This is a genomic window from Proteus sp. G2669, from assembly GCF_009915245.1.
Taxonomy (GTDB): domain Bacteria; phylum Pseudomonadota; class Gammaproteobacteria; order Enterobacterales; family Enterobacteriaceae; genus Proteus.
Genome location: NZ_JAABLX010000019.1, coordinates 70,733 through 90,898, shown reverse-complemented (window position 1 = coordinate 90,898; position 20,166 = coordinate 70,733). Strand labels below are relative to the sequence as shown.

Annotated in this window: 19 protein-coding genes; 9 read left to right on the top strand and 10 right to left on the bottom strand. The window is 37.4% G+C overall.

Annotation, left to right across the window (positions count from 1 at the left end):
* Positions 1–462, bottom strand: a 462-nt coding sequence (locus GWI68_RS05405; RefSeq protein WP_166539623.1) for a common pilus major fimbrillin subunit EcpA, incomplete at its 3' end; no start/stop codon positions are given.
* Positions 463–2,085: 1,623 nt separating this feature from the next.
* Between GWI68_RS05405 and GWI68_RS05400 the strand changes: the two genes are divergently transcribed.
* The 6 genes from GWI68_RS05400 to GWI68_RS05375 all read left to right on the top strand — a co-directional run bounded on the left by GWI68_RS05400 (position 2,086) and on the right by GWI68_RS05375 (position 8,126).
* Positions 2,086–3,021, top strand: a complete 936-nt coding sequence (locus GWI68_RS05400; RefSeq protein ID WP_166539622.1) for an ABC transporter permease — start codon at positions 2,086–2,088, stop codon at positions 3,019–3,021.
* A 5-nt stretch (positions 3,022–3,026) separates the two neighbouring features.
* The gene (locus GWI68_RS05395; protein ID WP_109409169.1) at positions 3,027–3,887 is read left to right on the top strand and encodes an ABC transporter permease; all 861 of its coding nucleotides are present in this window, start codon (positions 3,027–3,029) and stop codon (positions 3,885–3,887) included.
* 1 nt (position 3,888) lies between these two features.
* Positions 3,889–4,683, top strand: coding sequence for an ABC transporter ATP-binding protein (locus tag GWI68_RS05390; RefSeq protein WP_166539621.1), 795 nt, complete (start codon positions 3,889–3,891; stop codon positions 4,681–4,683).
* A 1-nt stretch (position 4,684) separates the two neighbouring features.
* The gene (locus tag GWI68_RS05385) at positions 4,685–5,617 is read left to right on the top strand and encodes an ABC transporter ATP-binding protein (protein WP_166539620.1); all 933 of its coding nucleotides are present in this window, start codon (positions 4,685–4,687) and stop codon (positions 5,615–5,617) included.
* A 28-nt stretch (positions 5,618–5,645) separates the two neighbouring features.
* On the top strand, positions 5,646–7,268 hold the full coding sequence (locus GWI68_RS05380) for an ABC transporter substrate-binding protein (RefSeq protein WP_166539619.1): 1,623 nt from the start codon (positions 5,646–5,648) through the stop codon (positions 7,266–7,268).
* A gap of 90 nt (positions 7,269–7,358) precedes the next feature.
* Positions 7,359–8,126, top strand: coding sequence for a class I SAM-dependent methyltransferase (locus GWI68_RS05375; protein ID WP_166539618.1), 768 nt, complete (start codon positions 7,359–7,361; stop codon positions 8,124–8,126).
* 75 nt (positions 8,127–8,201) lie between these two features.
* On the opposite strand, the gene tet(H) is transcribed toward GWI68_RS05375, so the two are convergent.
* Complete coding sequence (gene tet(H) / locus GWI68_RS05370; RefSeq protein ID WP_166539617.1) at positions 8,202–9,404, bottom strand: tetracycline efflux MFS transporter Tet(H); 1,203 nt, start codon at positions 9,402–9,404, stop codon at positions 8,202–8,204.
* 91 nt (positions 9,405–9,495) lie between these two features.
* On the opposite strand from tet(H), the gene tetR(H) reads away from it, so the two are divergent.
* Positions 9,496–10,119 carry a tetracycline resistance transcriptional repressor TetR(H) gene (tetR(H), locus tag GWI68_RS05365; protein ID WP_166539616.1) on the top strand — a complete coding sequence of 208 codons (624 nt, stop codon included), beginning with the start codon at positions 9,496–9,498 and terminating at the stop codon, positions 10,117–10,119.
* A 2-nt stretch (positions 10,120–10,121) separates the two neighbouring features.
* Here the strand turns inward: tetR(H) and GWI68_RS05360 are convergent, their stop codons facing one another.
* Together GWI68_RS05360 and GWI68_RS05355 are read right to left on the bottom strand one after the other, a co-directional pair.
* On the bottom strand, positions 10,122–11,066 hold the full coding sequence (locus GWI68_RS05360; RefSeq protein ID WP_109409162.1) for a sugar kinase: 945 nt from the start codon (positions 11,064–11,066) through the stop codon (positions 10,122–10,124).
* On the bottom strand, positions 11,066–12,085 hold the full coding sequence (locus tag GWI68_RS05355; protein ID WP_166539615.1) for an SPFH domain-containing protein: 1,020 nt from the start codon (positions 12,083–12,085) through the stop codon (positions 11,066–11,068). Before GWI68_RS05355 ends, GWI68_RS05360 begins: the two co-directional genes overlap by 1 nt.
* Before the next feature lie 153 nt (positions 12,086–12,238).
* Here GWI68_RS05355 and GWI68_RS05350 point away from each other — a divergent pair, with 153 nt between their 5' ends.
* Positions 12,239–12,952, top strand: coding sequence for an NUDIX domain-containing protein (locus GWI68_RS05350; protein ID WP_166539614.1), 714 nt, complete (start codon positions 12,239–12,241; stop codon positions 12,950–12,952).
* 28 nt (positions 12,953–12,980) lie between these two features.
* Here GWI68_RS05350 and aes read toward each other — a convergent pair whose 3' ends face one another.
* Positions 12,981–13,949 (bottom strand): acetyl esterase, encoded by a 969-nt coding sequence (aes, locus tag GWI68_RS05345; RefSeq protein ID WP_109409160.1) that lies wholly within the window; start codon positions 13,947–13,949, stop codon positions 12,981–12,983.
* Positions 13,950–14,206: 257 nt separating this feature from the next.
* Here aes and GWI68_RS05340 point away from each other — a divergent pair, with 257 nt between their 5' ends.
* Positions 14,207–14,632 carry a TonB family protein gene (locus GWI68_RS05340; RefSeq protein WP_166539613.1) on the top strand — a complete coding sequence of 142 codons (426 nt, stop codon included), beginning with the start codon at positions 14,207–14,209 and terminating at the stop codon, positions 14,630–14,632.
* 75 nt (positions 14,633–14,707) lie between these two features.
* Here GWI68_RS05340 and GWI68_RS05335 read toward each other — a convergent pair whose 3' ends face one another.
* From GWI68_RS05335 to GWI68_RS05315, 5 genes are all read right to left on the bottom strand, one after another.
* The gene (locus GWI68_RS05335; protein WP_109409158.1) at positions 14,708–16,207 is read right to left on the bottom strand and encodes a lipopolysaccharide kinase InaA family protein; all 1,500 of its coding nucleotides are present in this window, start codon (positions 16,205–16,207) and stop codon (positions 14,708–14,710) included.
* 27 nt (positions 16,208–16,234) lie between these two features.
* Positions 16,235–17,734, bottom strand: a complete 1,500-nt coding sequence (locus GWI68_RS05330) for a PP2C family serine/threonine-protein phosphatase (protein WP_166539612.1) — start codon at positions 17,732–17,734, stop codon at positions 16,235–16,237.
* Positions 17,734–18,774, bottom strand: coding sequence for a TerY-C metal binding domain-containing protein (locus GWI68_RS05325; protein ID WP_166539611.1), 1,041 nt, complete (start codon positions 18,772–18,774; stop codon positions 17,734–17,736). Before GWI68_RS05325 ends, GWI68_RS05330 begins: the two co-directional genes overlap by 1 nt.
* A gap of 106 nt (positions 18,775–18,880) precedes the next feature.
* Positions 18,881–19,519 carry a VWA domain-containing protein gene (locus GWI68_RS05320; RefSeq protein WP_072068977.1) on the bottom strand — a complete coding sequence of 213 codons (639 nt, stop codon included), beginning with the start codon at positions 19,517–19,519 and terminating at the stop codon, positions 18,881–18,883.
* Positions 19,519–20,160 carry a TerD family protein gene (locus GWI68_RS05315; protein ID WP_109409155.1) on the bottom strand — a complete coding sequence of 214 codons (642 nt, stop codon included), beginning with the start codon at positions 20,158–20,160 and terminating at the stop codon, positions 19,519–19,521. Before GWI68_RS05315 ends, GWI68_RS05320 begins: the two co-directional genes overlap by 1 nt.
* Between the last annotated feature and the right edge of the window lie 6 nt (positions 20,161–20,166).

Sequence of the window (20,166 nt, the reverse complement as noted above, 5' to 3'; positions counted from 1 at the left end):
TTGGCTTTGGCCACTTACACGATCTTTACCGTTGTAAGCACCCTCTTGTGCTAAGAAATCAAGACCTGCAGTTGTGCCTGCTTTAACATCAACCATTGTGGTTTCTGTTGTGTCATTTAACGCAGTGCCATTCCATTTAACACCAACAGTTAATTCGCTATTGTCAGATGCGCGGCTTAATTTGTCAGAGATGATTTTTGATGTCAGTTTAAAATCAGTTGCACCTTGTTGACCTTGGATAGTGATATCGAAAGCACCGTCTTGAGTATTAAACGCTTTAATACCTTCAGCGTAATTGAATGTTAATGATTTTAATGGTGTAACCACTAACATACTTTTAGTATCTTTGTATGCTTTAGCATCCCATGAAGCAACAGCGCTTGCTTTACGAGTATCAGCTTGAGCAAGAGTAGTTGCACCCATAATAGCAACTGCAAGAACTGCTAAGGTCAGTTTTTTCATATTGAAGTATCCTTTGTTGATTATTTTCACAGCATAGTGTTTTTAAATAACAGAGAGCTTTTCAACTATATTCAGTTATTTAGGTATTTAGTTATTTGATTGTTTATTAGTTAAATGCTTATTTAAAATAAAATTTAAATATACTCATTTTAAATAAAATATATTTATCTAATGGAACGTATTTTGAAGTTTGTGAATATCTATTTTCTTTATGTCTATATAATTAATATGCAAAAGAAGTAATGAATAAAAAGCCAGAATATGCATTCTTTTCTTGATTGTTCGTTTATTTACAAACTTGATGTGAGGTCAATTTTACGAATAAAAATATTAATTAGGATAGGATTAATCTCATAGGGTTTTATGCTAAAAAAACAAATCATAAGCATTTTTTAACTAAAATTGCGTATTTTTACTCTAAACGCGAGTTTTTTTTCGATAATCAAATAAAAAATTTTATATGTTAATAACTAATTAACGTTATATAAAAAAACATTTTTTACACTTATACACTTTTTTACACCATTGAATTCATTTATTAAGAAATAATTAAATGAAATACATCTTTTTTAGACTTGTTTTGGTGGTTTGTACGAAAAATTACATAGTAGGAATAAAAAAATTAGAACTATTTTTAGTGATCATCTAAAAAAGACTAACCTATATTGATCTAAAACAATATATAATGGTCTTTGCAAGTAATTCTTATTTGAATAGAACTAAACTTAATAACAACATTATTTTGTTTTTATCAATTTAACGATTAAACAATGTAAATAAAAAGTAAAAAAATAATAAAATATTTGTTTTGTTACTTGAATAAATATAGTTAAAAAATTTATCATAAGATAACTATGTAATCAAAATTCGCTATATACAATCTTATATAAATTATAGTGTTTATAATGAAGATAGATTATTAACTAAAAATAGCATTTTTTAATAAAGCCAATAACTGAATTGATGATGCTTTTTCTTGTTGTCGACTTTCTTTATTTTGTGTTTAGCCGAAAATAAATAAAAAGGTCTAGTAATCGAATAATGTAGAAATAGCAAATACTGCTTTTGAATGTCAGTGTATTTATATCAATTTTATTTCGTCATTTAATCGTATTTAATAGAGATAAAATTGACCATTTAGGGGAAACTTTTTTCTTTTAATTAATAATAAATTTCATAATAATAAAAATTATTTTCTAATAAATTATTTTTATTGATAAGCATTGTTAATATTTAATTGTTCATTCTTTATTGATATCTTTTGGGATGACTATCATTTCTTTCATTTAAACAGATGTTAAAAATTAATAATGCTATTTTAAAATTACTTTATACTTATTTCATTCTGTGGTGTTTGTTGTAATTCATTGATTTAAAATGACATAAATAAAATCTAAATAAAGTGGTGTTATTTCTAAACTTCAAAATATAATTTTGATTATAATCACTTTTAAAATATAAATAATTATCTTTGAATGTTATGTAATATAAAAATTTTATTTTTTATTTTTATAAAGAAATTGAATAAATAACGTGTTATATCAATAGTTCGTCAAAGATTAATCACTATACTTTGGTTTTAAGTTATTAAACGCCAACTCTATCATTATAATAAATCATAAAATGAACTTTAAACGCTTTATTTTTAAACGACTTATCCAAGTTGTTCCTATGCTTATTATTGTCAGTATATTGGCATTTATACTAAGTCATATTTCAGCAGGTGATATCGCAGAAATTACCTTACGAAGCAAAGGGATCATTCCAACTCCTGATAGTATTGCTGCGGTGAGAACAGAGCTTGGATTAGATAGACCTTTGTATATTCAATATTTAAGTTGGTTAGCACATACCTTACAAGGTGATTTTGGTACCTCTATTCAATCAGGTTTGCCTGTTAGCCAAGAAATTATGGATAGGTTTCCTGCAACGTTAAAATTAGCATTGGTGTCTACACTCTTTGCTATCATTTTATGTGTTCCTATCGCATTAGTATCGGTCCGTTTTAAAGATACACCGATTGACCATGGTATTCGTTTTTTAACGACAATGGCTGCGACCTTACCTGATTTTTGTCTCGGATTATTATTGCTGTATATCTTTGCTATCCAGCTACATATTGCTCCTGTTATTGCTGGTGACAGTATGCAAAATATTCTCTTACCCGCTTTAACGCTCAGTGCTGGTTATGCTGCTATGTATACCCGTATTTTACGTAATAACTTAATTGAGGTGAGCTATACAGATTATATTCGAGCTGCAAGGGCGAGAGGGCTGGGTAAAACAGCAGCCCTTTTTCGTCATGGCTTAAAAAATGCCGTTTTACCTTGTATTACGTTAATTGGCGTGAACTTTGGTAAGTTGTTAGGTGGGCAATTTGCGTGTGAAACCATTTTTTCATGGAATGGTATTGGTAAATTTGCTGTAGACAGTATTCGCCTTAAAGATTTACCGGTTATTCAAGGTTATATTGTTGTTGTGGCGGTGACCTACATTGTTATTAACTTATTGATCGATGTGTTGTATGTGTTTATCGATCCAAAAATAATGATGGAGTGATCGCGATGCAACTGAATTTCCTACAGCGATTCTTACAACAACGTTTAGCTATGACAGGTGTTGTGATCATTCTATTTTTGGTTATTTTGGGGATCTTTGCGCCTTATTTAGCCCCTCATGATCCTTATCTGACTAATGTTAAATTGAAACTAATGAGTGCCAGTTTTGATTATCCCCTAGGAACCGATCAATTAGGGCGTTGTGTCTTTTCTCGCTTAATTTATGGTATTCGAACCAGCCTTTCTACAGCTGTATTAGCTACGGCATTGATGCTCAGTATTGGTATTCCATTAGGAATTTTAGCGGGTTATGTGGGAGGTAAAACGGATAACTTGATCATGCGTCTTGTTGATATAGCCTCAACATTTCCATCAAGTTTGTTAGCATTGGCAGCCATTGGGATCACTGGCCCTAGTTTAATGACAATTTTATTGGTCTTTATTGCTCTGTGGTGGGCGCCTTTTGCCCGTATTATTCGAGGCTCTGTTATTGCTTTAAAAGAGAAAGATTTTATTCAAGCCGCCGTGTCTGTCGGTTCGCCTCATCGCCGTATTATCTTTCATCACATTATTCCTAATGCTATGTCATCCATTATTGTTCTTGCCACATTACGTATTGCGGCGGTTATTACCCACGTTGCGGCGTTTTCATTTATCGGTTTAGGCTCACAACCGCCCATTGCGGATTGGGGGGTGATGTTAAGTGATAGCCGACAATATATGACGCAATATCCCATGATGATTATCTATCCCGCACTCGCCATTATGTTGTCAGTTTGGGCATTGAATATGATTGGTGAAGGGTTAAATGATGTCTTACAAAACAATGCCAAAGCCTTAGATTTGAAAAAACAGGAGGAGATTTAATATGTGTATTAAACCTGTTTTATCCGTCAAAGGGCTAACAACTGTTTTTCAGCAACAAAAGAGTGAATTTGTGGCGGTGAACAATATTAATCTTGAGCTCTATGCTGGAAAAATAACAGCACTGATTGGTGGATCAGGAAGTGGGAAATCAGCCACTGCACTCTCTTTAATGAATTTAGTGGATAAACCTGGAAAAGTTGTCTCTGGTGAAATCACCTTATTAGGTGATGTTATTTCGAATAAAAGTGAAAGACAGTGGCGAAATATTCGTGGGCAGAAAATTGCCATGATTTTCCAAGAGCCAAGAAGTGCCTTAAATCCTACCATCAAAATAGAAAAACACTTTGCTGAATCACTATCTCCTTTATGGCGAAAAAAATCGAAAACAGAAAAGCGGCAACGATATAAAGATATTTTATCTCGGCTTGGATTAAGTCATGCAGATGAGTTGTTAAACAAGTATCCATTTGAGTTAAGTGGCGGTATGTGCCAGCGCATTATGGTGGGGATGGGGTTGTTATCGGAGGCGCAAGTGGTTATTGCGGATGAGCCAACGGCTTCTTTAGATCTCACCACGCAAGCCGCTATTTTATATGAAATTGATCGTTTGAAATCATTAGGGATCGCGATTTTGCTGATCACTCATGATCTGGGCATTGTGGCACAAATGGCTGATAACGTTTATGTGATGTATCAAGGTGATATTGTGAGTTCAGGCAGTGTGTCTCAACTTTTTGATGAGCCTCAACATGAATATACCCAGCGTTTATTTTCAACAATAAAGCAGGGGGAATAAGATGCCATTAATCGAAGTAAAAAATCTCGCTAAATATTATCAAAAAAAAGGGATCACGACCTGTGCCGTCGCTAATGCTTCATTTTGTATTTATCGGGGTGAAACGTTGGGTGTTGTGGGAGAGTCTGGATGTGGAAAAACAACGCTTGGTAAATTATTACTGAAATTAGAACAAAGTGATAAAGGGGTTATCACCTTTTCAAAGCAAGAGATCACGCATTTTAGTTTTAAACAAATGCGTCAAATTCGCCAAAATATGCAAATGATCTTTCAAGCCAGTGCAGATGCGTTTAATCCTTATTTTACCGTAGAACAAATTATTGCTGAGCCACTTATTAATTATAAAAATCTGACTCGCCAAGAGCGACAGCAACTTATCGGTAAAACATTAGAATTAGTTGGATTAGATGGCTCTTTTTTATCAAGACATTCTGATGCGCTTTCAGGTGGGCAAAAACAGCGTATTGGTATCGCAAGAGCATTAGTGCTGGAGCCAGAATTTGTGGTGTGTGATGAAATTGTCTCTAGTATTGATTTTGCGTTAAAACAGCAAATACTGACGTTAATTAATACACTTAAAAAGAAATTACAACTCACTTATCTGTTTATTTCTCATGATATTTCTGCGGTTAACTTTGTGAGTGATCGGATTATTGTGATGTATCTTGGTCATATTGTTGAAGTTATTCCTAAAATGGATAACTGTGTTCAACATCCTTATAGCCAGACTTTATTGTCTGCAGTATTGCCAACTCATCCTTCACAACGCACACCTTTTAAGCAACAGATCTACACCGATGCACCTAAAACACAGACAGGTTGCCCTTATTACCATCGTTGTTTAAATCGGCAAGATATCTGTAAGCAACAAAATCCTCCTTTGATAGAAATTGCATCTGACCACTGGGTTGCATGCCATAAAATAACGCATTAATAACAATAAGATGGAAAGAGAAAAGAATATGTTTAAACAATTAATACACCGAACTTTATTGGTTGGTTTTCTTTCAATAACAGCATTAACGGGCTGTAATGATGAAAAACCAACAGAAAACACCACTCAAGTTGAGCAGAAAAAAGAAGTCGTTGTTGCTATTTATCGTGATGGTGCGATGAATATGCTTGATGCTGCCAGTTATAACGGACCTCATTTTGTCTTTAAAATGATTTATGACGGTTTAACAGAAGATGGTGGTGAAGGTCAGATTATTCCAACATTAGCAACTAGTTGGGATATTTCAGAAGACGGCAAAACCTATACTTTTAAACTGCGTGAAAATGTGAAGTTTTCAGATGGTACCCCGTTTGATGCCGATGCAGTTATTTTTAATTTAAAGCGTTGGGTGAATAATCCTCGTTATAGCCAAATTACCGCCACATTAGTGGACTCAATGGAAGCCATTGATAAACATACGGTGCGTATTACTTACAAAAATCCTTCTTATCCTATTTTAATGGAAATGACCTATCCTCGACCTGTACGTTTTTTAAGCCCAGCTTCGTTAGGTGAGGATGGTAAAACCTTTACGAAACCAGTCGGAACAGGCCCTTGGATGCTAGAAAGCTATGAAAAAGATAAAAGCTTTACACTGGTACCAAATCCTTACTATTGGGGCGAAAAACCAAAGTTAGATCGCATTATCTTTAAAGTTGTTCCTGACGGTCAGGCACGTGTTTTTGCCTTGCAAAGTGGTGAAGTCGATATTATTGGCGGTGATTTGATTGGAAAAATTCCAATGGGAAATATTCAGGAATTGGAACAAGACAAAAAGTTTGAGACATTTACTGCGGATACGCTAAGTTCTCACTTTATTGCCTTTAATCAACGGACTCCTGAGTTACAAGACAAGCGTATTCGCCAAGCAATTAACTACGCTATTGATAAAAAAAGTATTGCAGAAGATCTCTTTAACCATATTGGTAAAGAGGCGACTGGTATGTATCAATCAGGAGTACCTTATGCTAATGCAAAAAATAACTACACCTTAGCGGGGGATAAAGATAAAGCACAGGCATTATTAATTGAAGCAGGATATAGCAAAAATGCCCAAGGTATTTTTGAAAAAGAGGGTAAGCCTTTATCGTTTTCTTTCTTACTGACAACCGATGAATTCCCTGAATGGAAAACCCTTGCGGAATTTATTCAAGCGGAATTAGCGCAAACGGGTATTCAAGTTAATTTAAAAATACTCGACCGTAATGGTTATACCCAATCTACATTGGAATCGAAAGATTTTGATATGGCTTTAATGCGTACCGCTTCTGACTCATGGATGCCTCATAGCTCTATGCTTGAGATCTACGATATCCAAGCGAATAATCAGCAAGCTAAAGCATGGTATGACGAAAATCTCTCTGCCATGATTTATAAAACCTTAGCGACATTAAATGAAGAAGATCGCCAAAAAGGCTATGACGGTATTATGACTTTTATTAGCGAAGAGGCGATCACTGCACCGGTTTATCACCCCGTCACCAATTTTGCTATTAATCCTAAGAAAGTGGCTAATTTTGAAGTCGGCGTGAACAATTACGCACCTGTTGCGTGGGAAAAACTCACTGTACCTGACACATCTGAAAAATAGTCTCTACGGCGCTCTTAGCTATCTTTATAAGATCTTTGCAGCGCCATGATTTTGTTTATTCATTTTAGTTTACATACTGATAGGTTTGTTATGCAGGACTCAAAAGATAAATTATTAAAAAATTGGACAGAGGGTGCTGAAAATTACAGTAATTTGATCCAACTAGAATTAAACGGTTTTCAGCGAGAAGCGTGGTTGAATATTATTCATGAATATTGCGGTCAACAAGGCAAATTAAAGGTACTAGATGTAGGAACGGGCCCTGGTTTTTTCTCTATTATTATGGCGAAAGCAGGACACAAAGTGACGGCAATAGATTGCACAGATGCGATGGTTGATGTTGCGAAGAAAAACTTTGAAGCCTACCACATTGATGTTGAAGTGATGCAAGGGGATAGCCATTGCCTACCTTTCCCAGATGATCACTTTGATTTGGTGATTAGTCGTAATGTGGCATGGACGTTATTAGATGCAAAACAAGGTTATAAAGAGTGGTTACGTGTCTTAAAACCGGGAGCAAGAACACTGATTTTTGATGCTAACTGGAATCGCTATTTATTTGATGAAGCCTTAAATCAGAAAAACAGTGAAGATATTGAAGCCTATACCGCACTGTTTAATGAAAAGCCTGCAGGTTATAGCGATGCGATGCTCGATTACCGTAAAAGTATGCCAATGTGTCAAAAAATTAGGCCTCAATGGGATCTTGATACATTAGTTACCCTTGGTTATTCAGAACTGACTTGTTTAACCAATATTAATGAGCGAGTGTATGATGAAAAACGTAAAGTCCTTTATCGCTCAACACCGATGTTTATGATCGCAGCCAGTAAGCCTTGGGTGAAAGTGACTTATTAATTGCGATAAAAATAAAGTCCTATCAACGCGATTAATAGTGGATAGGACTTTTATGATTTTTATAATTTTTTAGTACTAAGAGGCTGAAATAACAGTTTTAGGTGTGACTTTTCTTTGGTGATAATAAGCAGTAATCAGCAACATGGCATAAAATATTGCTCCCATCAACCATAGCAAACCATCCCAATAAGCGATGCTATAACTATAAATAAAGGCAAATAAGAGTGGGCCAATAATCCCCGTGATATTGGTTAAACTGACGAGTGTGCCTTGCAGTTTCCCTTGAGCATTATCATCGACAGATTTTGATAAATAGCCTTGTAATGCCGGTTGTCCCATTCCTCCCGCGGCCAAGCAGATCAATGCGGGTAATATCACCCAAACTTGGCTTACCCACGCTAATAATAAACAGCCCATCATATCAATAGACATACTGATCATAATGGTGGTTTTTTCGCCCCATTTCTGCGCTAATTTTCCAGCAACAACGGCCTGAAAGAAAATATGTAAGACACCCAGAGCTGCCAAAGACATACCGACCGATGTCGTATTCCAATCAAAACGGTATTGTGTAAATAACACCCAAATTGTGGCAGGGATTTGACCGATAAGTTGGATGATAAAATAGGCTGCCAGCCAAAAATAAAGGCTTTTCTTAATAAATCCCGTGACTGAATTTGATGTGGTTTGGTTTTCTGGCGTGTTATTTGCAACAAGCGCTTCTCTTTTTTGTGTTTCACGGAAAAAGAGCAAAGAGAGTATTAATAATATTGAGTGTGAAATAGCCGCAAAGATAAATGGCGTATGAGCAGTTATTTCACCTAATAGCCCACCTAACATAGGGCCAATAATCAGGCCAACCCCAAAAGCACCGCCTAAAAAGCCAAAATAACGAGTTCGATTTTTAGCAGGAGTAACATCGCTCATCGCTGATGCACATACAGCACCTGTTGCACCGGTGATGCCCGCAATAATACGCCCAATATAGAGCATCCAAAGCGTCGTTGAGAATGCCATTAAGAGATAATCAAGTGCTGCACCTAAAAGGGAAAATAGCAAGATAGGTTTTCTACCGTATTTATCAGACAGCCGCCCTAAAATAGGTGCAAAAATAACCTGCATGGTAGCATAGAGCGCTAATAGCACACCGTAATGAGTTGCGAGTGAATTTTCACTGACAAATTCATTTAATAGCGTAGGGAGTACTGGCATGATAAGCCCAATACCAATGGCATCTAATACGGTTATCAGCAGTATAATAATAATTGATTTATTCATTGAGATCCTAAAAAATCTATCAGTGATAGAGTGAGTGTAAAATATCTCTATCAGTGATAGATTGTCAAGGCTATTTTATTTTGAGGTAGATATGGCAAAGCTAGATAAAGAACAAGTTATTGATAATGCGTTAATTTTGCTTAATGAGGTGGGGATAGAAGGCCTAACAACGCGCAAATTAGCGCAAAAAATAGGGGTAGAGCAACCTACATTGTATTGGCATGTGAAGAATAAACGTGCGTTGTTAGATGCATTAGCAGAAACTATTTTGCAAAAACATCATCATCATGTTTTGCCATTACCTAATGAAACATGGCAGGATTTTTTGCGAAATAACGCGAAAAGCTTTCGCCAAGCCTTATTAATGTATCGTGATGGTGGCAAAATTCATGCAGGAACTCGCCCATCTGAAAGCCAGTTTGAGACATCAGAACAACAATTACAGTTTTTATGTGATGCTGGATTTAGTTTATCTCAAGCCGTATATGCGTTGAGTTCTATTGCACATTTTACATTAGGTTCAGTTCTTGAAACGCAAGAGCACCAAGAAAGCCAAAAAGAGCGTGAAAAAACAGAGTGTAATACTGTTCACTATCCGCCATTATTAACTCAAGCTGTTGCCATTATGGATAGTGATAATGGTGATGCTGCGTTTTTATTTGTCCTTGATGTGATGATTTCAGGACTTGAAACGGTATTAAAGAGCGCTCATTAAAGTTAAATTCGTTGACGCCCTTTTTGGCTAATTAATTGCCCTTGTATATCTGCGATACCAATATGCGCTATGCAGCCTGCATTAAACTGTAAATAGTCATCTTCGATGCCATCAGAAAAAATAACCCCATTTTCTGGCATCAAAGACTCTAATTGTAACGGTGAGTCAGGCTCAATAGTGCCAAAAGTCAGTGCAACACCAGTTGTTCTGCTAGGAAACGGCTCTCTGACACTAAATTGTAGCTTTCGAACACCCCAATCAAAACCTTGTAACAGAGGATGCGAAGCTTCTCCTGTTATTGCCATTGCACCTGCAAGAATGGATTGAAACCACCCCGTTGATCCCAATCCCGTAGACACAATGATACCTGATGAGGATTGTGCTTCTTGAGCACCACTCCATTGTAAAATATACCGTGCGGAGGTGTGACTTTTAGGGCCAATAAATAAATCATTAACGGCTAATAGTGATTGACCATCATTGGTTGTCGCTTGCGCGAAAGTGACCGTTTTAAATGGCATTTTTTGATTAATAGTATTAATGACAGTCTCTTTTAATTGTCCTATTTCAAAGGGTAATAATTTACCATCCCATCTTGATGGATCAGGATTTATTGCAATGATAGGCTGCCCGTTGAGATATTTCAGTGTATTAGCCACAAGCCCGTCTTGACCAATCACCACCACAATATCGTGGGGTGAGAATTGATAGCTAGGTAATAAATTTCGTTCTAATAGCTGAAATCGTCCTAGTGACTTTAAAATCAACTCAGCTTCTGTTAATTGTTTTTGGTATAGATTGTGTTCGTTGAGGTAATCCTTTACCTCAACATTATTGTGTTCTAAATAAAATTTGGCTTGTGACCAAGTATTGAAGCGCTCGATCAATTCCTGTAAACGGCTTTTTCTCATTACTAACACGAAGCGAAAATCGTTGTTACGTTGCATTATTTACCGCCTTTTTTCATAAATTGGCTAAATAAATCAGGAGTAATATTCAATTCGCCGATTTTCCCTGAATTAAGCGCTAAAGTTTCAAATGCCATTGCCATTAACTGTTGTGAGTCCATTTTTGCTAGCGCCATGGCTTTTAAGTTTTCAACTGGCAATTCACGGTAAGCACGCATGGTGGCTTCAATGGCGTAGGCATCAGCTTCTGATTGTGTTCGCTGATTTTCAGCACTTAACGCGACCAGCTCTTTGCGTTTTGCTTCTGCATTAACTTTGGCTTCAAGGCGTTCTTTTTCAATCTCAGCTTGTTCGCGTAATAATGTACGTTCGTTTTCTAAACGTGCTTCTTCAATTTCTTGTCGTTTACGTTGAACCGATAAGTCAGTTTCTAATTCTGCTTCTTTAATGGTGCGCTCTTGTTCAACGGAGAATTTACGACGCGCATAAATTGCATCATCGGCTTCTTTCAGTAAGGATTCTCTCGCTTCAGCTTCTAGTGCTTTTAAGGTTTCTGGTGATGGTGTGATCGCCGCAATGGAGACATCCAAAATCGCAATACCTAATGCTTCTAATGATGGATGTTCAACTAATTGTTCCATCACCAAAGTGACTAATGATTGGCTGAGTAATAACGCTTCTCTAAGTGGGGTACTTTGGATCTTTGCTTGAATTAAGGTTTGTGCAATACGTACAACGCGATCACTGAGTTTGAGTGGATCTTCAGAGGCATACGATTTGCCGTTTTTGCTCAAGTTAAAGTTGAGTACTTCTGCAGCTTTTTCTGGAGATTTAACCTGAAATGAGATTTGCCCTTGAATGCGTAAACCCTGAAAGTCTGCGGTTTGGAAGTTAAAAATAAATGGTGCTTCTTGTGCATTTAAAGGTAATGCTGCAATGGAGGTTGTAGCTGAATTATACCAAAAACTTAAGCCTTTACCTTGTTGGCGGATTTTGCCATTCACGGATTTAATGATGAATGTTGATGAGTCAGCTTTAAAATAATTTAAGTTAAACATAGTATTTCCTTATTAAGTGTCTTTGTGACAATAATTGCATTGTGTCTTATGGACACTATTGCTGTCAACTGATTTAGTGTCTTTATGACAAAATTTGATTTTTTGCTGTTTAACCTTAAAATAGCTTTATCGTTTTCTAATAAAGCTTTCGCCATGAATGAACAAGATTTTTTAGCCAGTTATAACCGCCGTGATTTCCTATCCCCACTTATCACTGTTGATGCCGTGCTGTTTACTTATCATGAAGAGCAGTTAAAAGTGTTGTTGGTGAAAAGAGGGGAGCATCCTGAAAAAGGAAAATGGGGTTTACCCGGTGGATTTGTCGATGAGGTGCAGGACAAATGTCTTGAAGATACAGTGCTAAGAAAATTAAAAGAGAAAACGGGCGTGATCCCCCCTTATATTGAGCAACTCTGTTCAGTGGGAAATAGTCAGCGTGATGCAAGAGGTTGGTCGGTGACGGTTTGTTATACCGCGTTGATTGCACATCAAGCCTGTGAAGCGCATATCGATACTGTGGATTCAGTAATGTGGTTGCCGATTGATGAGGTTACACAACAAAGCTTAGCGTTTGATCATCAAGAGTTAATTACACAAGCCAGAGAGCGTTTAAAGCAAAAATCACTCTATTCAATTGTTCCCGGATTTGCATTACCCGAAGTGTTTACCTTGCCTGAGTTACAGCATGTTCATGAAATTCTGATTGGGAAAGAGATCCAGAAAAAATCCTTTAGACGACGCATCGAACAAGCAGATTTATTGATAGATACAGGAGAAAAACGGGCAGAAAGAGGACGCCCTGCAAGTCTGTATCGACTGAAAGAGGCGTCTGCGGATTATCGGTTTATTCGAAATCTTGAGTTTTAATAGGCTGACATTTTATAAAGATAACGGTTTACAAGATCAGCTGTTTTACAAAATAGTGAGCGCCATCTCGAATGGCGTCATCTGCCACTTTCATCATACGTGAGTAGTGTAAAAAGGCATGTAATGTGCCGGAATACATTTTATATTCACAAGGTAATTGATGCGCTTCCAGGGTTTTAAATAGCGTCAGACTATCATCAATAAGTGGGTCGTATTGTGCGCTGGCGATAAAGCAAGGTGGAATATCTTGCGTTAAATCGTTATTAAATAAGCAATAATAAGGTGCATCACGACTGCCAAGTGCGGTTAGATATGCATTATCATATTCTTCTAGATCTTGCTGGCGCAATCCATCCCATTCCCCCCCATAAAGTCGGCGGCTGGTGGAATCACGTAAGCCATATAATCCATACCAAAGTAAAGCTGCACTCACTTTGCCACAGTGAATGTGTTTGTCACGTAACCATAATACGGTGGCAAGTGATAACATGGCTCCCGCAGAATCACCAGCAAAACCAATATGTTGCGTATTAATATCATAGTGTTTTGCATTTTGATGATAATACTGACAAACCTGTGCTGATTCATCAATGGCTTGAGGGTAGCACGCTTCTGGTGATAGTGAATAATCAATACCAATAACAGTACAACCAGTATAGCTGGCAAGCAGCCGCATAATGCGATCGTGAGTATCTAAATTCCCTAAAATAAAACCACCGCCATGCAGATAATAGAGTGTTGCGGATGTTTTTTCTTTGGGTTTATAAAGACGCGTTAATACATTTCCATAAGAAGTACTAACCGAAATATCTTGTATGCTAAACATCTCTGGCGCATCTGCATTCCAATAACGCCTATCTTGATTATAAGCAAGCCGCATCGATGGATAGCCATCATTTTCTGGTGCAGGTTGCGGATTATCTGCATAAAATTGCATAACTTGTTTCATCTCTGGCGAAATAAGCTCTAGCACATTGATTTTATTTTTAGTTTTCATTCATGCCTCCAATTATCACTGTGGGGTATTGTAAATAATGGGGCTGAATAAACTGAGATCTTGATATCCAATATTGAACGTTAGCGTTAAATGGAAAGGGTGAGAGATAAATATGTGATCTGACTTGGATTTAAATAAAATGGCTAAAATAGGATTAATTGCGCAGTTTTTCTTAACTAAATATAGATCTGAGAATAGAAATGATTATGAGATGTGTTATTGTGTTTTTATATTTAATCTTATTTTAGAAACGAAAAATGAAAATAAAATTAGCTATTTTAAGTTTACTTTGCAGCACTATTTTATTAAATGGATGTGCGACTCAACCAATGCAGTCAGATGAACAATCTCATTTGTTACTGAAACCAAAATTAGCTGATGAACCAGAGAAAATGACTCAAAGTGAAATAAAAGAGCCAAATCTTACGGTTAAAAATCACCCTAAGAATTTATCACGTCCATTACCTAATTATCCTGTAAAAGCTTATTTTCAAGGTATTGAAGGTGAACTAAAGGCGAAATTTGATGTTGATGAAAATGGGCATGTACAAAATATTAGGATGTTAGATTCACCTTTAGTGGATGTTTTTGGTTTGTCACTTATTCACGCTATGGAACAATGGCGCTATGAAACAGGAAAACCAGCAAAAGATTTAAATTTGGTTATGAAATTTAAGCTTTGAGCTCAAGATTAAATTTAATACCATGAAAAAAGAGAATAATCCGCGATAAATTAAACAGATTATTCTCTTACTTTATTAATTTGATACTAATTGCACCACAACAAGTCGCCCGCCTTCTTCTGTCGATAACACAAATTGCAACCCATCTGTTAGTGCAATTTTATCGCCAATCGCTATCTGCTTTTTCTCTGGTAATACCATTAATCCATCAATACGCTCATTAACAAGCCACCATGTTGAGTTGTGATAAACAAAATAGCCTACGCGCTTTTTCTGTTCATCTGTGGTGCGTTCATTAGGAGCAATAAGGCGATTAACATGCCAAGGAAACAGTGATTGATTACTCCAAACCATTAAGCGGTGATCGTCGGGTCTAAAGCTACCCGCTTTACGTGAAGAATAAAGATTTAAAATCGGTAATTGCCCTTTATATGGCGTATGACAATAAGGACAAACGGGCTGTGTTTTTCCTGAAAAAACATACCATTGCTGTTCACAATTTTTATTCTGACAAGGCTGAACTAAATCTACCGTTTTGACTAAAGCGGTTTCCCATTCATCTGCAGTAGGCCGTTGTGAAGGATCGTGTAATCCTGTAATAAAGGCTCTTTCAAAAAGAGGTGTTAGGTAAGGCCCCATAATCGTGTATGGGATTTTTTTAGGATCAGCCCAAGGTAGAGATGACGGTTTTACCTGATTCAATTTTACCGCATTGCTATGATCTGTTGGGTGTTCAATAAACAGCGCTTTTTCACCCATAGAGAGTGTCTCATCTCGCATTTCATCGTCAAGATCGTGAATTTTACCGCCACGTAATGGATGACGATAAAACAGATACATATAGATTAATACTGCAAGAGCGTGCCTATCGGTCGTAATGCTTGGCAAGATACGGTTAGGATCTTCTTTCGGTAAATGGCTGGTTTTTACCACTTCAGGTGCAATAAAATCAGGTGTTCCAACAACATCAGGCGGGTATTTGCCGGGCACCACTAAACCGTCAATATCAATGACACAAGCATGACCTTGTTCAGGATCGATAAGGACGTTTTTATAGCTTAAATCACTATGGCATAAGCCTGCTGCATGCATTCGGCGAACGGCACGAGAGAGCAATAAGCAGACTTTCAGGTAATTTAATAAATTGCCTCTTTCTCGAGGATCGAGAAATTTATTTTGGTTGTTGGCACTTGCAAACCATTTACCTTCTTTTTCGCGGCCTTTTATCGCTAGAAAGTCGTTGTTTTTAGAGCCATATTTAAAGAAAAAGTGGGATTGATACGTCGGCACCACAATACCGATTTTACCTTGATGTTCAACAACATCAGTTGGCCAGCAGAAAAGGTTTTTCCAGTATTCACCGCCACTTTGCTCAAAGATATTATGACGATAAGAGCCTGTTATCATATCGATTCTATCTTTGGCTTGTGCGTTTTGTTTTGTCTTATAAAAGGCAACAACATAGGTTCTGTCAGGGGAAAAATAGACATCTTTCATTGAGCCAGAGCCAATAATTTCATTGACGTACTGAACTGTTTTTCCACTTTGTGTTGTACAGGTAATGATATCTGCCATGAAACTCACCTATTTTTTCTTTGATGATCACCACGCCACAACCAGAGTGCGGTCATCGTGATTGCCTGCTGAAAAGAAATTTAGCCATTCGGCCAGTGTTTGATCAGCGGTTTCTGGTGAGGCTAAACAAGGCGATATTTCATCAATAAGCGCTGCCCATTTATTGGGATCTTGTAAGCCGTTATCTGTTTCAAACTTCGGATCAGACACACCATCTGTCATTAATATCAGGTGTGAAATTTCGCTCCATTTACCAATAATAATGCGTCGATTAAATTCGATATCATTAAGCGCATTATCATCAAGAAAACGGGTTTGTCCTGCATATTCACCACTATCAGGAATACCTAAAACGCGGACTTTTCCAGCGGGTCCATAAGCGGCAATTGCACCATCACCCATCCAAAAGGCTGCTGCAAATAGCTCATTATTGATGCGTAAAGTCACTGTTGCCAACAGTGTAGTTGAAAATGATTTTACGGGTTCATTAATGCGAATGGCTTCATTTTTTAGGTGATTAATCGCAAGCTGTGACGCATTGTGAAATAGCTTAGAAAAAAAGTTGCCTACCTGCCTTTTCTCATTCTCATCATCCCATTGGTGAATGGTGTTGAGATAAGGGGCTAATGCTGGATTTTTTTCAATATTCAATTGTTCTTGAAGGTATTCACTGACCACTTTGGTGACAATGCGTGAACCTTCACGAGAGTAGCGAGCACTACCTGCACCGTCAGCGACAATTAAAATATTCCATTGGCTTTGGCTATCGTGATGAATATAAAAATCGTCATCACGAAATGTACCTGCATGTTCGTGAGAGCGACCACGACGACTTGCTCCTGCAATACGAATACCGTCTTTAAGAATAAGTTTGCTATCAATATGTGCTTTAGGATAAGGGCTATTTGCGGGAGGTTCGTTAATTTGCCATAAGCTACGAGGATCAGGATTAATGATTAATAAGACGTCATTGTGATAGCAAATGGCATTAACAGACCAATGGACAACCAATGTGAAATTGCCACTTTTTGTTGGTGTGCCGACTAAACAACAACTTTCGGCATCAAAGGTTATGCCGAGAGCTTCCGGAAAATTCACAGACTCAATTTGTGCAGTATCAAGCGTATCTAATTCAATATTAATAGAAGAATTAAATTCGCTACCGACTTTGGCATTAGAAAGGGTGATTTTGGCCGTAGGGCGGTGAATAGTCGGTTTCTCTATTGGCATTGGTGATGAGTGTGTAGGAATTTGCCCTGGTTTTAATGGGCTTTCTTTTGGTAATGATGTTTCGTCAGAGGCTAAATTGCGCGCTGGTGGCAATAACAGAAGAATAGGTTGTACGTTGTCTTGTGGTGTTATTTTTTCTGCTGTTTTTGCTTTAATTTTATCAATAATAAAATCAATATGTTGAGCGATTTCTGTATCTTCATATAACGCAATAATCAGCTCTTCATGTACCGCAATGCGTTGCGAAGTTAGCGTATCATCAATAATCAGTTTTGTGAGTAGGGCTTTTTTATCCATTAGCCTTTACCTCGAGTGACATCAAAGTCAGATTGATTGCTGTTATTTCCAAAGGTGATGCTGTTATCACACCATGGGCAAATAACGGTTTCAGGGCCATTTACACAGAGTAATTTACCACATTGGCAAACGGCAAAAGCAGTGGCATTACCACAATAAGGGCAACCAGGAGTGCCATGAAGCTCACTGGTATTTACTTGATATGCCGTAGCGCTGAGATCGCTCCATGCAAAGTAATCTTCATTTAAGGTGTAGCAGCCCGTTAAATTAAATCCATTGAGGTTTAGATTAAAATCAAGTCCAGAGGCTTTCATGGGTGGGCGTTCATATTTCATTAAATAAGGCGATCGAGTGTGGCTACAACGGCCGACAAATGTGACACAAGATTCATCATAGGTACGAGCTACATCATCTTTGGCAAGGCGAACAATTTGCTCGGTTTTGCTTAAAAGTGGAGGTGTTTCCTCGCCAACACTGCGACTATGAGAAACCACAGACATTGTTATCCATTTTATAAAACGGGTGAAATCGCCTTCTTGTGCTTCAGTAAATAACAGCACATTTTCAGTTAATTGTGATAGCGCGTGTAAGTCAGCACTTAAGCCTAATCCAATCGCAATTAAGTTAACTTTGTTGGCGTAGTGAGCTTTCCAGCGTTTTATCTCTTGTGCGTAATCATCAGTTGGTCTACCGTCAGTAAGAAGATAAACAACAGGTTTCCAATCACCTTTTTGCTCAATCGTGGTTTTTTTAACTTGAGTATCGATTTGGTGAGTGAGTTCTCGTAACGCACTGCCTAGTGATGTGCCACCACCAAGAGGAAGCTGAGGGGGATAAAAAGAGACAACTTCAGTGAGTGGAACAATGGTTTTCGCTACGCCAGCAAAGGCAATGACAGAAACCCAAGCAGTTTCAAGAGCGTGAGGATCTCGCCTGAGATCGCTAATAATAGTCGTAAGACCGTCATTCATCTTTTTTAGGTTTTCACCTATCATCGATTCTGAGCAATCTAACACAAAGAAAATAGGTAGCCTTCTCATTGTTATACCTTATCACTTTATAGTGGCTGTTATATATTTGTGATGGATAAATCAAAGCCTAAATAAAATAAAAGCAAAGCCTGTTTTAGCGCTTTGCTTTTGTGGATCACAGTACTAACTGAATTTCAGGCGGCGGTGGTGGTAATGTGTCTTTATCGGTGTTAATGCCCGCACTGGAACTGCCAGATGCGACACTAGCAGAAACCCATTTGAAAAAGCCTGAGAAGGCGTTAGAGTCTAATGTTTCTAATGCCACCACTTGAGATGTAAGCTCTTTAAGGTGGTCATGTTTGGCTTTTGGACCAACTGCACAGGCGATGATCGAACCAAATGAGCGTTTTTTCACTTCTTTAATGGCTTCACCATAGGCGTAAGCATCAGAAGGGGTGCCATCTGTCATTAAGAAGACCAGTGGGCGCCAGTCACCTTTTTGATCACCATCAGAGCGTTTAATATCACGATCAACACACTTGATTAAACATTCAAGAGCTGCACCAGTAAATGTGCCACCAGAGCTAGGAACGGTGATATCAGTGAATTGGAAATCTTCTAATGCCGTTAAAGGAATAAATTCACGTGCTTCATTATCATAAGTGATAATTGAGATATGTACGCTTTCTAATGCGTAGGGATCTTGTCTCAATGCATTTAGCATTGTTTGTATTCCTACGTTAACGGCATGAATAGATTCACCTCTCATTGATCCTGATGTGTCAATAAGTAGGTAAACAGGAAGTCTTCTCATTAGGTAAAGTCCTTTAAGTAAGAAACAAAACTATCTGAACTTGAAGGTTCACCAATAGCGTTAAGTTTCCAGCCATTTTCTTCTCTGACTAATTCAGCAAATAACATTGAGCGTTGATTATTGAAGGCTTCGCCTCCTGATAAATCAAAACGAGCCATTTCTACATTTTTAGCATCAACGGCGCGGATAAAGGCATTTTGTACTTTACCAAAGTGTTGTTGTAGCTCACGCCCATTGTAAATCTGAACAATAAAGACGATTTTGGTAAATTTAGGATCTAGGGTATTTAATTTTGCAATGATCTGTTCATCATCCCCATCACCAGCACCTGTACGGTTATCACCTGTTAACCAGATTTGCCCAGATTTATGTTTAAGGCTATTAAAAAAAATAATATCGCCATTAACAAGAGAAGGTTGTCCACCTTCAATTTTACCCAGATCATTGACCTTGCCGTTTTCACCACATAAAAAGGCGATAACGTCTAAATCGTATTCTTCGCTTTTTTTGCCAAAAAGCCCACCAAGGAATCCGCGTTTTTCTTCGTTGATATCCCAACCTAAACCGATAGTGACAGAGGAAAGGTCATATTCATTTTTCTTTAAACTAATACCTTGTCCTTTTTTTAAACTCACTGACATATTCAT